This is a genomic window from Curtobacterium sp. MCBD17_019 (genome assembly GCF_003234555.1).
Lineage (GTDB): Bacteria > Actinomycetota > Actinomycetes > Actinomycetales > Microbacteriaceae > Curtobacterium.
Window position 1 is genome coordinate 117,302 of the sequence record NZ_QKTT01000009.1, and the last position, 13,109, is coordinate 130,410.

General features: G+C 72.2%; 14 protein-coding genes, 1 tRNA gene and 2 pseudogenes. 9 read left to right on the forward strand and 8 right to left on the reverse strand.

Features of this window, described 5'->3' with window-relative positions; translation table 11 throughout:
* Window positions 1–376: 376 nt before the first annotated feature.
* Both DEI82_RS10280 and mscL read right to left on the reverse strand, forming a co-directional pair.
* The gene (locus tag DEI82_RS10280; RefSeq protein ID WP_111013153.1) at window positions 377–970 is read right to left on the reverse strand and encodes a CDP-alcohol phosphatidyltransferase family protein; all 594 of its coding nucleotides are present in this window, start codon (window positions 968–970) and stop codon (window positions 377–379) included.
* Window positions 971–1,076: 106 nt separating this feature from the next.
* Window positions 1,077–1,574 carry a large conductance mechanosensitive channel protein MscL gene (gene mscL / locus DEI82_RS10285; RefSeq protein WP_111010439.1) on the reverse strand — a complete coding sequence of 166 codons (498 nt, stop codon included), beginning with the start codon at window positions 1,572–1,574 and terminating at the stop codon, window positions 1,077–1,079.
* Between the two features lie 146 nt (window positions 1,575–1,720).
* Between mscL and DEI82_RS16605 the strand changes: the two genes are divergently transcribed.
* Entirely contained in the window at window positions 1,721–1,873 is a 153-nt protein-coding gene (locus DEI82_RS16605) for a hypothetical protein (RefSeq protein ID WP_309146647.1), read from the forward strand.
* A 14-nt stretch (window positions 1,874–1,887) separates the two neighbouring features.
* Here the strand turns inward: DEI82_RS16605 and DEI82_RS16610 are convergent.
* Together DEI82_RS16610 and DEI82_RS10295 are read right to left on the reverse strand one after the other, a co-directional pair.
* A pseudogene (locus DEI82_RS16610) lies at window positions 1,888–2,139 on the reverse strand (FmdB family zinc ribbon protein); the annotation flags it as partial.
* Window positions 2,030–2,620 carry a 5-formyltetrahydrofolate cyclo-ligase gene (locus DEI82_RS10295; RefSeq protein WP_111010538.1) on the reverse strand — a complete coding sequence of 197 codons (591 nt, stop codon included), beginning with the start codon at window positions 2,618–2,620 and terminating at the stop codon, window positions 2,030–2,032. The pseudogene DEI82_RS16610 and the gene DEI82_RS10295, both read right to left, overlap by 110 nt.
* 103 nt (window positions 2,621–2,723) lie before the next feature.
* On the opposite strand from DEI82_RS10295, the gene galU reads away from it, so the two are divergent.
* The 6 genes from galU (at window position 2,724) to DEI82_RS10325 (ending at window position 7,509) form a co-directional block, all read left to right on the forward strand.
* Window positions 2,724–3,614, forward strand: coding sequence for a UTP--glucose-1-phosphate uridylyltransferase GalU (gene galU, locus DEI82_RS10300; RefSeq protein WP_111010437.1), 891 nt, complete (start codon window positions 2,724–2,726; stop codon window positions 3,612–3,614).
* Between the two features lie 42 nt (window positions 3,615–3,656).
* Complete coding sequence (locus tag DEI82_RS10305; protein WP_111010436.1) at window positions 3,657–4,316, forward strand: GNAT family N-acetyltransferase; 660 nt, start codon at window positions 3,657–3,659, stop codon at window positions 4,314–4,316.
* 93 nt (window positions 4,317–4,409) lie between these two features.
* The gene (locus tag DEI82_RS10310; RefSeq protein WP_146242890.1) at window positions 4,410–5,609 is read left to right on the forward strand and encodes a DUF3040 domain-containing protein; all 1,200 of its coding nucleotides are present in this window, start codon (window positions 4,410–4,412) and stop codon (window positions 5,607–5,609) included.
* A gap of 83 nt (window positions 5,610–5,692) precedes the next feature.
* Window positions 5,693–5,765 (forward strand) — tRNA-Ala (locus DEI82_RS10315).
* 202 nt (window positions 5,766–5,967) lie between these two features.
* Window positions 5,968–6,384, forward strand: a complete 417-nt coding sequence (locus tag DEI82_RS10320; protein ID WP_111036697.1) for a VOC family protein — start codon at window positions 5,968–5,970, stop codon at window positions 6,382–6,384.
* 87 nt (window positions 6,385–6,471) lie between these two features.
* Window positions 6,472–7,509 (forward strand): amidase domain-containing protein, encoded by a 1,038-nt coding sequence (locus DEI82_RS10325; protein ID WP_111036698.1) that lies wholly within the window; start codon window positions 6,472–6,474, stop codon window positions 7,507–7,509.
* Between the two features lie 81 nt (window positions 7,510–7,590).
* Here DEI82_RS10325 and DEI82_RS10330 read toward each other — a convergent pair whose 3' ends face one another.
* Window positions 7,591–8,907 (reverse strand): hypothetical protein, encoded by a 1,317-nt coding sequence (locus DEI82_RS10330; protein ID WP_258372034.1) that lies wholly within the window; start codon window positions 8,905–8,907, stop codon window positions 7,591–7,593.
* Window positions 8,908–8,957: 50 nt separating this feature from the next.
* Window positions 8,958–9,413, reverse strand: a complete 456-nt coding sequence (locus DEI82_RS10335; RefSeq protein WP_258368596.1) for a MaoC/PaaZ C-terminal domain-containing protein — start codon at window positions 9,411–9,413, stop codon at window positions 8,958–8,960.
* 127 nt (window positions 9,414–9,540) lie between these two features.
* Between DEI82_RS10335 and DEI82_RS10340 the strand changes: the two genes are divergently transcribed.
* Entirely contained in the window at window positions 9,541–10,968 is a 1,428-nt protein-coding gene (locus tag DEI82_RS10340) for a phosphotransferase (RefSeq protein ID WP_181435176.1), read from the forward strand.
* A gap of 65 nt (window positions 10,969–11,033) precedes the next feature.
* Here the strand turns inward: DEI82_RS10340 and DEI82_RS10345 are convergent, their stop codons facing one another.
* Window positions 11,034–11,531, reverse strand: a complete 498-nt coding sequence (locus DEI82_RS10345) for a DUF2510 domain-containing protein (protein WP_181435177.1) — start codon at window positions 11,529–11,531, stop codon at window positions 11,034–11,036.
* A gap of 122 nt (window positions 11,532–11,653) precedes the next feature.
* Window positions 11,654–12,325: pseudogene (locus DEI82_RS10350) on the reverse strand (LLM class flavin-dependent oxidoreductase); the annotation flags it as partial.
* Between the two features lie 143 nt (window positions 12,326–12,468).
* Between DEI82_RS10350 and DEI82_RS10355 the strand changes: the two are divergent.
* Window positions 12,469–12,945: a TIGR02611 family protein gene (locus DEI82_RS10355; protein ID WP_111036699.1), complete on the forward strand. Its 477-nt coding sequence runs from the start codon at window positions 12,469–12,471 to the stop codon at window positions 12,943–12,945.
* Window positions 12,946–13,109: the final 164 nt, after the last annotated feature.

Sequence of the window (13,109 nt, forward strand, 5' to 3'; positions counted from 1 at the left end):
GGAGGCCCGACTCGCCGCCGCCGGGTCACGACCGCTCCGGCGCCGGGAACGGACCCGAACCCCGCGCCCGAGCCGGAGCGGCACGGCGCGGGGGAGAACGACGCGCGGCTGCTGGGCGACCGGCCGCCGCACTGGGGCTGAGGCGGCCCTCCCGCCGCCCGTGAGCCCTCCTGCCTCCCCGTTCCGCCCTCGCACGGCCCCCGTCGGACCGGGACGACGTTCAACGCGTCGCCCGACAACGGTCGTGTCGGCGGCGGAAGTCGGCGGATGGAACTGTGCGGCTCACGTACGCAGGGGCGACGCGTCGATCGGGGAAGCGTGGCAGCCTCGGCAGCGCGAGGTCAACGAGGAGACTGCCGTCCGCGCGGTGCCGACCTCAGCGAGCGGGGACGGCGTCGCCGCGGCGCTTCCGCACCATGGCAGCGGCGTACTGGGCGCCGGCGAGCACGTGCCCGACCGTGCCGAGGACGATGCACACGAGGGCGACGACGCGCACCCACGTGAGGTGTTCGGCGACCGACGTCGACGAGAACAGCAGCACGGGCAGCCCGACGAACAGCAGCGCCGAGCGGATCTTGCCCGTCCAGGTCACGTCGAGGTCTGGTGACCCGCGGAACAACGCGCTCGACATCGCGACGAGCACCAGGTCCACGACCACCACCACGGCGACGACGACCCACGGCAGGAGCCCGACGAGGACCAGCGACAACACGATCGCGACGATCGACAAGCGGTCCGCCACGGGATCCAGCGCCTTGCCGAGTGCGGACTCCTGGTGGAATCGGCGGGCGATGAAGCCGTCCGCCCAGTCGGTGACCCCGAGTCCGACCAGCGACACGAGGCCCCACCCGGGGTGTCCCGCGACGACCAGTCCGACGTACACGGGGATGAGGACGAACCGGACGAGCGTCAGCAGGTTCGGCCAGGTCTGCCAGTCCGGACGGGCTCGCCTCCCACTGGTGTCCGCCATGGCGTCGGGCCTCTCGTTCGCCGTCGTGGCGAACCCGCCGGTCGCCCATCCACTCAGGATAGCGGCGGTGCCTCCGGCACCTGGGTGGCGAGCGATCGGCCGGGTCTCAGAGCTTCGTCGTGCCGCTGATGCCCGGTCCCGTCGGCGCGTCGGTGGGGGCGACGTGCGCGCCCGCGGCCTGACCGGTGATCCCCTGCTGCTGTCGGAGCAGGTCGCGGATCTCGAGGAGGACCTCGACGTCGGTCGGCGGGACGTCCGCCGGCGGCTGCTCGACGTCGTTCTCGACGCGCTTGAACGCGAGCTTCCTCAGGCGGTTGACCGGCAGCACGAGCGCGAAGTAGACGACCGCGGCCACGATGACGAACTGGATCACGGCACCGAGCACGGAACCGAAGTGGAGCTCGGCGTGCGCCCCGCCGACTCCGGGGATCGTGAGGACCCAGGTGTGCTCGAGGCTCGACGCGTTGAACAGCGCCCCGACCGCCGGGTTGATCACCGCCGTGACGATCGTGTTGACGATCGCGGTGAACGCGGCGCCGATGACGACGGCGACTGCGAGGTCGATGACGTTGCCGCGGAGCAGGAACTCCCTGAAGCCCTTCACGGGACCCCCTCGTGTCCAGGTGTCGGCCCGCGCCACGGGGACCGGCCGGGCGTCCAGTCGACCGGCACGGATCACGCTACCGACGGAGCACGACTCAGGCCGCGCTGGAACTCCCGGATGAGGACGACGACGGCGAGGACGAGCCTGTGGAGGACGAACCGGATGAACTCGACGAGGACGAACCGGATGAACTCGACGAGGTCGAACTCGACGACGACGACTCGCTCGGCGTCGATCCGCCACCGGACTCGGACTTCGTCCCCGATGCCCCGGACGACGACCGGGAGTCCGTGCGGTAGAAGCCGGACCCGTTGAACGTCACTCCGACGGGGCTGAACACCTTGCGGAGCACGCCGCCGCAGGTCGGGCACTCGGTCAGGGCCGCGTCCGAGAAGGACTGCTTGACGTCGAAGGCGGTACCGCACTCGGTGCAGCGGTAGGAGTAGGTGGGCACGTCAGCTCCGGAAGGTGAGGATGCGCGATGGGGTGATGATGCCGTCGACGGGCTGGTCGTGGCGCTCGCGAGGGACCTCGTCCACGTACTCCGCGTCGAACACCACAGCATAGACGGGCGGACGCTTGGCCATGGATCCGAGGGTCTTGTCGTAGTAGCCGCGCCCCCAGCCCATCCGCATGCCGGCTCGGTCCACGGCGGCCGCGGGCGCGAGGATGACGTCGACGTCGTTGATCGCGATCGGCGAGAGCACCTCGCCGACGACCTCGGGGACGCCCGCCAGACCCTGGTGCTCGGTCTCGCCGTCACCCACGGCCCAGTCCAGCAGGCCGTCGTCCCGGGCGATCGGGAACAGCGTGCGGATGCCCGCGTCGAACGCCCAGTTGAGGAACGGGCGGACGTTGGGCTCGTCGGATGACGGGAGGTAGGCCGACAGCGAGGAGATCGCCCGCTCCTCCACGAAGCGCTGGAGCGTGGCGGTGAGGTCCGTGGTGAACGCGCTCCGCTCCGACGCGGTGTGCATGCGGCGACGTTGCCGCAGCTCGGCACGGAGGGCTCGTTTGGCGTTCCCGATGTCGCTCTCGGCGCTCATGGCCACGAGCTTAACGGCTCGTCCCCGCGTGGCCATGTGTCCTCCACACGGTCCCCCATCCGTTAACGCCCGCGTCGTGGGGGCAGCGGATACGCTCGTCGCCATGGGTTTCCAGATTTCCAAAGCAGTGATCCCGGCCGCAGGGCTGGGGACGCGGTTCCTCCCCGCGACCAAGGCGATGCCGAAGGAGATGCTCCCGGTCGTCGACAAGCCCGCGATCCAGTACGTGGTCGAGGAAGCCGTCGACGCGGGCCTCCATGACGTCCTCATGATCACCGGTCGCAACAAGAACGCGCTCGAGAACCACTTCGACCACGTGTCGGAGCTCGAGGAGACCCTCCGCAAGAAGGGCGACCACGACAAGCTCGCCAAGGTGAACCAGTCGACGGACCTCGCCGACATGCACTACGTGCGCCAGGGCGACCCGCTGGGCCTCGGCCACGCCGTGCTCCGCGCCAAGATGCACGTCGGCCGCGAGCCGTTCGCCGTGCTCCTCGGCGACGACATCATCGACGCTCGTGATCCGCTGCTCAAGCGCATGATCGAGGTGCAGGACGAGAAGAACGCGACCGTCGTCGCCCTGCTCGAGGTCCCGGCGTCCCAGACCCACATGTACGGCATCGCGACCGTCGAGGAGACCGACGAGGACGACGTCGTCAAGATCACCGGTCTCGTCGAGAAGCCCGCCCAGGGGGAGGCCCCCTCCAACCTCGCGATCATCGGTCGCTACGTGATCCGCCCCGAGGTGTTCGACGTCCTCGAGAAGCAGGAGCCGGGCAAGGGCGGCGAGATCCAGCTCACGGACGCGCTCATGAAGATGGCCGGCGCCGAGGAGTGGACGGGTGGCGTGTACGGCGTCGTGTTCCGTGGACGCCGATACGACACGGGTGACAAACTCGACTACATCAAGGCGATCGTCCAGCTCGCCTCCGACCGCGACGACCTCGGCCCCGAGCTCAAGGAATGGCTCAAGGAGTTCAACGCGGGCGAGTAGCCGTCCCGTCCGGGACACCCGAACCAGGAACGCGATCCCCCGATGACGACCATCCCCACCCTGACGCACGGTCGGATCACCATCCGCCCGCTGCGCCTCCGTGACACCCGTGACCTCGACATGGCCCTGTCGATGAACCGGAGCTGGTTGCGGACCTGGGAGGCCACGAACCCGTCGGGACTCGTGTCGGCGGACGTCCGGGGGAGCATCCGGGCCCTGCAGGCGAACGCGCGTGCAGGGCTCGGCCTGCCCTTCGCCATGGAGCTCGACGGCCGGTTCGTCGGACAGCTCAACGTGTCGGGCATCAGCTACGGCTCGCTCGCCAGTGCGTCGATCGGTTACTGGGTGGTCGAGAGCGCCGCGGGGCACAACGTGACCCCGACCGCCGTCGCGCTCGCGACCGACCACTGCTTCCGTTCCGTCGGGATCCACCGGGTGGAGATCTGCATCCGTCCGGAGAACGCGCCCTCGCTCCGGGTGGTCGAGAAGCTCGGGTTCCGGTACGAGGGCCTGCGACGCCGGTACATCCACATCAACGGTGACTGGCGCGACCACTTCTGCTTCGCGCTCGTGGCCGAGGAGGTCCGCGAGGGCGTCCTCGACCGCTGGGTGCGCGGCGCCGTGCCCGCAGGCCAGGGCAGCGTTCCCGACCAGGCCCGTGAGGAGGCCGCGATGCCGATCGCGACCTCGCGCCGCGGCTGAACTCGTCCTCCACAACCAGAATCCGGCGCGACTCGCTCAACACGCGACGCGCAATGACCGATCGGCGCGCGGCCCGCCCATACCGTGTTCCCCGTGAGCATCGGGTCCTGGAGCGGAGGCATCGTCCTCCTCATCGCGGCGGTGCTGTGGCTCGTCTACCTCATGCCCTCGTGGCACGCGCGTCGGCAGTACCTCGCCACGGAGCGCAACGCGGTGCGTCTGCAGCAGACGCTCCGGATCCTCGCACAGACCGCCGAACTCCCGGACGAGGTCCGCATCGAGATGAACGCCCGATCCCTGGCAGAGGCCCAGCGTGTGGCCGCGAGCGAAGAAGCCCGCCGCCGCGCCATCGTCCGAGCACACGAGGCCGCACGCCAGCGTGAGATCACGCGACGTCTGGCGGAGCAGGAGCCCGAGCTCGAGCGGGTCGCCGCGTCGCCGGCGCTCACCGCCCGCCGCATGCGTCGTTCTCGACTGGGGGCGACGCTCATCGGCTTCGTCGGGCTCGTGGTCACCGTGGTGACGCTCGTCGCCGCACCGGCGATGTGGCTCATGGCGCTCGCCGCCGCGCTCGTGGTCGTGGGGGCGGTGGCGGTCCTCGCGCAGCTCGCCGCCGTCGGCCGTGCCCGGATGCGCCGTGCCGCCGGTGTCGCCGCGGCGACCCGGGCACCCGCACCGCGCGCCCGGTCCGCACGAGCACGGAACGCCGCTCCGATCGACACCGCCGTTGGCACAGCGGAGACCGCACCGGCCGCCGAGGACCGGAGCTGGACGCCCGTGGAGGTCCCCAAGCCGCTCTACGTGTCGCGACCCGACGTGGAGCGCGCCCGTGCGGAAGCCCGCCAGGCAGCCGAGGAGTCGTCGGCGGCGCTCGCCGCACGCCTCCGCGAGCGTGTCGCCGAGGCCGCTGCGGCCGCGGACGCGGAAGCAGCGCGACGCCGAGCAGAGGCAGCTGCCGTGGCCGCGGGCGCGACCGACCCCGACCTCGCTCGGGTCACGCCGATCCGATCCGATGTCGAGGCCGCTGCGGCCGCGCTCGCCGAGCACGACCAGGCGACGCCGACGACCCTGGCCGAGCGGATGGGGCTGCGCGCTCCCGCCGCGGACGGGGCCGCTGGTGGGCCACAGCCGGGAGGCTCGACCACCGCCACCCGGACCGCGGACGACCGGCGGCCGGAACCGGCCGCACCGTCGGCACCGCCGAGCAAGTACGCGGGTATGGGGATCATCGACGAGGACTCGTGGGAGCGCACGGACCTTGACGCGGTCCTCCGCCGCCGCCGCGCGGTCTGAACGCGGTCGCCCGGCCGGACCGATGTCGTGCCGGGCTCGATTTCGGATCGAGCCTGCTGCGGTGCTAGTCTTGCTGGGCACTCGGGGCTATGGCGCAGTTGGTAGCGCGTCTCGTTCGCAATGAGAAGGTCAGGGGTTCGAATCCCCTTAGCTCCACCGAGAACCGCGCGGCGAGAGGCCCGGGTCCACCAGGATCCGGGCCTCTCGCCGTCTCGGCGGGTGGTCGTTCTGCACCTGTCGTCTCGGCATGCTCGTTCTGCGCTGCGGGCGATGGTGGTGGTGCGCAGCGGCCTCTGGCACCATGGGCGCACCGCGACGGGGCGCACGCCCCTCCACAGCCAGCACGCGAGGAGCGACGATGCCCACCGCACTCAACCCCTACATCGGTTTCCGTGACGAGGCCCGCCAGGCGATGGAGTTCTACCGCGACGTCTTCGGCGGCGACTTGACGCTGTCGACGTTCGGCGAGATGCACGCGAGTGAGGACCTGACCGAGCAGGACAAGGTGATGCACAGCGTCCTGGTGACCCCGCACGGCCTCCTGCTCATGGCCTCGGACACGCCGAACGGCATGGAGGCCCCGACAGGGTCCCGCATCAGCATCTCGTTGAGCGGCGACGACGGGCAGGAGCTCCACGGCTACTGGGACGGTCTGGCCGACGGGGCGACGATCATCGCGCCGTTGACCGCCGCCCCGTGGGGCGACGAGTTCGGGATGCTGAGCGACCGCTTCGGCGTCACCTGGCTGGTGAACGTCACCGGTTCGCGGTCCTGAGCGGCGCCGGTCGTCTCGGGGTTCCAGATCTCGGGAACGGTGGGCCACCGGCGCATCCTCGGACGTATCGCTTACCCTGTCCGGACGATGACTGCTCCCGCCGCGCTCACCCGACGTTCCCTGTTCTCGCTGGCGGGTGTCGCCGTTGTCGGCCTGGCGCTCGCGGCGTGCACGGCGGACGACCGGTCCTCGGGGTCCGCGACGCACGGACCCACGACGGGCAGCGCGTCGACAGGCGCGGCGCACCCGGTCGCACGGGCGCTGTCGCCGGCGCAGGTGCCCTTGGCCGGCGGGGTGACCGTGACCATCACGGGGTCCGGGCTGGCGCGGGTCGCGGGCGTGACGGTCGGCGGGCTCGCGGCACGGGACGTCCACGCGACGGACGAGCGGTTGACCTTCACGGCTCCGCACCAGGCCTCCTACGCCCCGGGGCGCGCGGAGGTGGCGCTGTTCACCCGTGCGGTGGAGCCGGTGCCGTCGGCGAACGTGACGACGTCGGACGGCAACGGCAGCACGAGCAACGACGGCGTGAGCGGGGACACCGCCACGAGCGGCGCGACCTCGACCCCGACGCCCACCGCAGCCACCGCGGGAACGCCCGTCGCCACGACGACGCTGACGTACGCCGCGCTGACCGCCGTCGACCGTCAGCTCCAGTACGCGATGGCGCACTGGTCGAACTACAACCTGGCGGAGTACGGCAACATGAACGCGATCGGCGGCGACTGCGCGAACTTCGTCAGCCAGACGCTCGTCGCCCGCGGGTGGCAGCAGCGCGACGACTGGTACAACCACGACGCCGGGGCCGAGCACTCCGCCACCTGGACCTACTGCCCGTCGCTCGACCCGTGGTTGCAGACGAACGCCGCCGCCTTCGGGCTCACGCGGCGGACGCTGGACGAGCGCGCGAAGGTCGGGGTCGGTGACATCGTCATGTGGGACTGGAACGGCAACGGGTCACCGGACCACACGACGATCGTGTCCGAGGTGTTCCCGAAGCCCGACGGCACGGTGCTCATCAAGTCCGCGAGCCACAACGAGGACGGCCCCTACCGCGACCTCGACGAGATGCTCACCGTGCAGCACCCCGGTGGCACGGCCTGGTTCCACACCTTCGACGCGTAGTGCAGCGGCGGCGGTCGCATGCCGCCCGGACCACGGGAACGGGATCCGACCGGTCACACCGCCCGGGCCGGGAGAACACGATCAGGGGAACCCGATGTACCAGATGAGCACGATCGCGATCGCCTGCAGCACCACGCCGACGACGGCGAGCACGACCGTGCGCCGCCGCGTCCGCACGAACAGGTCGGTCCCGAGCACGGGCGCGGCGGGCATGAGCAGCCGCACGAGGCTCTGCTGTGGCAGGAACACCGCGACGAGGTAGACCCCGTACGCGGCCACGAACCCGACCACCTCGGGCCCGAGCGCGCGCGTGCTCCGCCGGACGAGCAGCCACACCGCGGCGGCGATCACGGCGATCACCAGGACGAACCCGCCGTTCCCGAGCCACCGCCCGGCGAGCATGAACCACGGGGTCATCGGCACGAAGTGGACGTGGCCGACGTACCCGGTCCACCAGGCGAGCTCGCTGTCGAGGTAGGTGTCCGGCCGCCCGGTGACCGCGCTCGCGATGAACGGCCAGGCCAGACCGGCCACCGCGACCACGATCCCGGTGACGGCGAGGCCGAGGCGCGTGGTCCAGGGGACGCGGTGGATCCACCGTCGGGCGGGCAGGCCCCGGGTGCGCGATCGACCGGCCCGGACCTCGATGGCGACGAGGTGCACGGCGACCGCGACGGACAGCGCGAGGGCGCCCGGGCGGGTGAACGCGGCGACCACGCCCAGGGCGGCCACGAGCGGGTACCGGCGTTGCACGAGTGCGAGCAACGCGCCCGCGACGAGCAGCAGGGACAGCGCCTCGGCGTAGGGCACCTGCAGCAGGAACCCGAGCGGCCCGAACACGAACAGGGCCGTGGCGCGCCGGGCACGTCGGGACCCGGCGACGGCGCCGACGAGCCGGTAGAGCACGACCGTGCCGCCGGCGCCGCTGAGCAGGGAGACGACGACGCCCGCACCCCAGAAGGACAGCCCGGTGACGGCCATGACGACACGGACGACGGCGGGGAACACCGGGAGGAACGCCCACGCGTTCGGCTCGACGTGCCCGTGGTGGTCCAGGGGGACGGACCGCGGGTACCCGTGCACCGCGACGGTCTGGTACCACCACGCGTCCCAGGAGCCGGAGAACGCCAGCAGACCGTGGGCGCCGCCGTGGCCCTCCGGCTCGTGTCCGGCGGCGGCCCCGACGAGCAGCACGCCGACGAGCAGCACGGTGCTCACCGCACGGGAGCCGACCCACAGCAGGAGCGGGGCGGTCCACCCGCTGTGCCGTCCCTCCACGGCGATCCGGATCAGGCGGGTGAGCCGCCTGATCCGGAGCAGGCGGGCGAGCCGCCGCGGCCGGGAGGCCCCGCCCACGCCGTGGAGGGCCGTGCTGACGGGCATCGGCAGAGCTGGCACGACCTCGATGATCGCAGAGGCGCGACGGGCGCGCGCGCTCCGACGGGAGGTCACTCGATGGCGGCCTCGCGGGTGAGGACCATGACGTCCATGCGTCCGGTCTGCACGACCTCGCCGTGCTGGTTCCGGAGGGTCACGGTGCGCTCGACGATGCCGGTGCGGCCGGAGCTCGTGCGACGGGTGGACAGGATCTCGACCGTGCAGGTGAGCGTGTCACCGATGAACACGGGCGCGGTGAACCGCCAACCGTCGATGCCGAGGAGCGCGACGGCGGAGCCCTCGAACACGCCGGTGCGGGCGATCAGCCCCAGGCACAGGGACGCGCCGAGCATGCCGTGGACGATGCGCTGGCCGTACCGCGTCTGCTTCGCGAACTCGACATCGGTGTGCACCTGGTTGTTGTCGTTCGTCCACGACGCGAACGACACGACGTCCGCCTCGGTGATCGTGCGACCCGGGGTCACGAAGGTCTGTCCGGCGGCGAGGTCCTCGAGGTAGTGCGGCACGGGGCCAGTGTCCCACGCGGGCTCCGACCTGCCGCGCTGCCCGGGTCCCGGGCAAGCCGGAGCCGACCACGGCCTCCCGGCGCGGACCAGGGAACCGCGCCGGTCCGTCCGGCGTACGCTCCGGCGCATGAGCGACGCAGCCCCGACCACCGCCGCGACGGACCCGACATCGACCTCGGAGCCGCGCGACGACCGCCGGGTCGACGCCCTGACCCACGAGGTCGTGGCCGCCTGGATGGCGGGGCAGCGCTGGTACGCCGCGAAGGGCCTCGACCCCGCGCTCCGGCTCATCGCCGCCCTCGAGGGGGAGGTCGACGGCGTCCGGGTCAGCACGCAGCTCGTCATCGACGACGCCCCGAGCACGCCCGTGCTCTACCAGGTGCCGCTCACCGTGCGGACCGAGCCGGTCGACGCGCTCGACGAGGTCCTCATCGCCACGGACGGCGAACGGTGGCTCTACGACGGGCCGCACGACGCCGCGTACGCACGGTGGCTGCTTGGGACGATCGACGGCGGCGCGACCGTGCAGGCCGACGGTGCCAGCGTGGAGGGGCAGCACCTCGCCGACATCGGTGCCGTGACCGCCGTCCGGGTGCTCCGCGGCGAACAGTCGAACACGTCCGTGATCTGCGACGTCGACGGTGGCGGCGGTCAGGTCATCGTCAAGGTGTTCCGGGTCCTGCACCACGGCGACAACCCGGACGTGACCTCCCAGGCCGCGCTCTCGGCAGGTGGCTCAACGCGCGTGCCGAGGTCGTTCGGGGCGCTCCGGGGCACCTGGCCGGACGTCGGGCGGGACGAGGGCACGGCGACGGGGCACCTCGCGTTCGCGCAGGAGTTCCTGCCGGGGCTCGAGGACGCCTGGCGCGTCGCCCTCCAGGCCGCGCAGGACGGCGTGGACTTCACCGAGCAGGCCCACGGTCTCGGGCAGGCGACGGCCGAGGTGCACGCGGTGCTCGCCGAGCAGCTCCCGACGGTCGCGGCCGGCACCGACGAGATCGCCTCGGCGGTCGGGTCGATGCGGCAGCGGCTCGAGGTCGCCTCGGACGAGGTGCCCGCCGTCGCCGAGCACGCCGACGCGATCCGCAGGATCTACGACGCCGCCGAGGGCCTCGAATGGCCCCGGCTCCAGCGCATCCACGGCGACCTCCACCTGGGGCAGGCGGTCTCGTCGCCCGACCGCGGCTGGGTGCTCCTCGACTTCGAGGGCGAGCCGCTCCGGCCGATGCCCGAGCGGTCGCGACCCGACGTCACACTGCGGGACGTCGCGGGCATGCTCCGCTCGTTCGACTACGTCGCCGGCGCCCTGCAGCACGGCGACCACCCGACTGATGCGAGTGGCTGGGCGCACGATGCGCGCCGCGCCTTCGTGGACGGGTACATCGCGGCGTCCGGGACGGACATCCGTGCCCAGCGGACCCTGCTCGATGCGTTCGAGATCGACAAGGCCGTCTACGAGGCCGTGTACGAGGCGCGCAACCGTCCGGACTGGATCGGCATCCCGATCGCGGCCGTGGCCCGGCTCGTCGAGCGGTCCGCGCCGGACGCGGCCTGACGCCGCCCGCGGCCTGACGCGCCGCCTGGCCTGCCGTGCCGCCCGTGGCCGGACGCGCCGCCCGATCAGACGGGGACGGCGCCCGTGAGCTGACTCGCGGCGAGCGCCAGGGTCATGATGCCGAGCACGGCTGCCGTGAAGGCCATGCTGCGCGCGGCGACGCGCCACACCCCCGTGGCTCGGGGGCGGGCGATGCCCACGATCGCGGCGAGCACCGCGAGCAGGCTGACGATCCCGAACGGGTCGACCACCAGGGCGAGCAACGCCAGCGCGAGCGAGCCCCAGCCGAACAGGCAGAAGCGCCGCGCGGCGTGCACGCTGAACCGGCCGCCCGGGGTGAGCGCGATCGATCCCGTGCGGGATCCGCACGCCCAGCCGTGCTCGTCGAGGTCCTGCGACGTCACCGAGAAGTGCGGGGCGACGGACTCGGGCGTCGTGGGGGCCAGTGTCCGGTCGGCCAGCGCGGGCGCCTGCGTGGCACTGCCCCACGTGCGACCGTCCCACCACCGCAGACGCGTCGCATCGGCGGGGTCGGGGAACCAGCCAGCAGCCGGCAGTGACACGGGGACGTCTCCTGATCCTGGAAGGGGTGGAACGCGATCGAGCCTACGAAGCGCGTCCCATCCGCCCCAGCCCCAGCACGAGTGTCGGCAGAAGGGGGGACAAACCGGACGGGAGGTACGGTTCAGGCCGCGCCCACGGCCTCCCGGTCCCAGCCGAGCTCGCTCCCGACGGCCTTGACGCCGGCGAGCAGGCGCGCGTTGAACTCGACGCCGAGCTGGTTCGGCACCGTCACGAGCACGGTGTCGGCGGCCGCGACGGCCGCGTCCTGGGCGAGCTCGGCGACGAGCTGCTCCGGCTCGCCGATGTAGGAGCGTCCGAACCGCGCGAGGCCGCCGTCGAGCTGCCCGACCTGGTCCTGCCCCTCCACCTGCGCTCGGACGCCGAAGTAGTGGCGGGACTCGTCGTCGATGATCGGGATGATGCTCCGCGACACGGAGACGCGCGGTGTGCGCTCCCAGCCGGACTCGGCCCACGCGTCGCGGAACCGCTGGATCTGCTCGGCCTGCAGCTCGTCGAACGGCACGCCGGTGTCCTCGGTCAGGAGGGTGGACGACATGAGGTTCATGCCCTGCTCCGCGGTCCACTCCGCCGTCGCGCGGGTGCCGGCACCCCACCAGATGCGGTCGGGGAGCGTGTCGGACAGCGGGAAGAGGGGCAGGGACCCCTCACGGCCGGTCATCTGCGGGTTCGCGTTCGCCATCGGCTGCCCGGCGATCGCCTGGCGGAAGATCGCGGTGTGCTGCCGGGCCATGTCCGCGTCGGTCTGCCCCGCCGCGGGCGCGTACCCGAGTCGCACACGGGATGACCGGGCTGCTCCGGTGTCGCTCGTGGCGGGACCGCTCCCGGTGTCGGGTGCCGGGCCTCCCGGTCGTCGCCGGGGGGACATCACCAGCCGCACCCCCGGGGTTTCCCAGCCGGGGTTCCTAGCCTCGAGCCATGGACGGCGACCGCGTGCACACCGACGGGGCCGACCCCCGTGCCGCGGACGACGATGGAGCAGCGCGAGCCCCCGGACAGGCGCTCGTCGCGGCGCCGGTACCGCCGAAGCCACATCGGTTCCACTGGTTCAGCGACGTGCGAGCGTGGATCCACGCGCGGCCCCACGTGCACTTCGTCTACCGCGTCCTCGTCGGGATCGTCGGCGGCCTCGTCATCATCATCGGGCTGGCGCTCGTGCCCCTGCCCGGGCCGGGCTGGCTCGTGGTGTTCATCGGTCTGACGATCCTGTCGAGCGAGTTCGCGTTCTTCCACCGCATCTCGACCTGGCTGCGCCGGAAGCTGCACGACTTCTGGGATCGGGTCCGTCGGCACGCGCCGTCCTCGCGCATGCGGGCTGCAGCCGACCGGGGCAAGGCGTCGGTGGACGCGGCGCACGACGACGCCCATCGGTCGATGGGGGCCTCGTCGCGCTGATCGCGCTGCCGCCGCCGCGCGCCGCTGCTGCTCCCGCGCGCCGCTGCTGCTCCCGCGCGCCGCTGCTGCTCCTCCCGAGTTGAACCGCGCTTCGCCCTGTTGAACCGGGTTGTTCCGCGGTTCAACACGACGGAAGGCGGTTCAACCGGCTGGGATCCAGGTCG

What these genes read in the sequence shown, in the direction of transcription:
- DEI82_RS10325 (WP_111036698.1), top strand. Translation starts at nt 6,472, where the DNA reads ATGACTGCTCCCGCCGCGCTCACCCGACGTTCCCTGTTCTCGCTGGCG.
- DEI82_RS10320 (WP_111036697.1), top strand. Translation starts at nt 5,968, where the DNA reads ATGCCCACCGCACTCAACCCCTACATCGGTTTCCGTGACGAGGCCCGC.
- DEI82_RS10295 (WP_111010538.1), bottom strand. Translation starts at nt 2,620, where the DNA reads ATGAGCGCCGAGAGCGACATCGGGAACGCCAAACGAGCCCTCCGTGCC.
- DEI82_RS10280 (WP_111013153.1), bottom strand. Translation starts at nt 970, where the DNA reads ATGGCGGACACCAGTGGGAGGCGAGCCCGTCCGGACTGGCAGACCTGG.
- galU (WP_111010437.1), top strand. Translation starts at nt 2,724, where the DNA reads ATGGGTTTCCAGATTTCCAAAGCAGTGATCCCGGCCGCAGGGCTGGGG.
- DEI82_RS10305 (WP_111010436.1), top strand. Translation starts at nt 3,657, where the DNA reads ATGACGACCATCCCCACCCTGACGCACGGTCGGATCACCATCCGCCCG.
- DEI82_RS10355 (WP_111036699.1), top strand. Translation starts at nt 12,469, where the DNA reads ATGGACGGCGACCGCGTGCACACCGACGGGGCCGACCCCCGTGCCGCG.
- DEI82_RS10340 (WP_181435176.1), top strand. Translation starts at nt 9,541, where the DNA reads ATGAGCGACGCAGCCCCGACCACCGCCGCGACGGACCCGACATCGACC.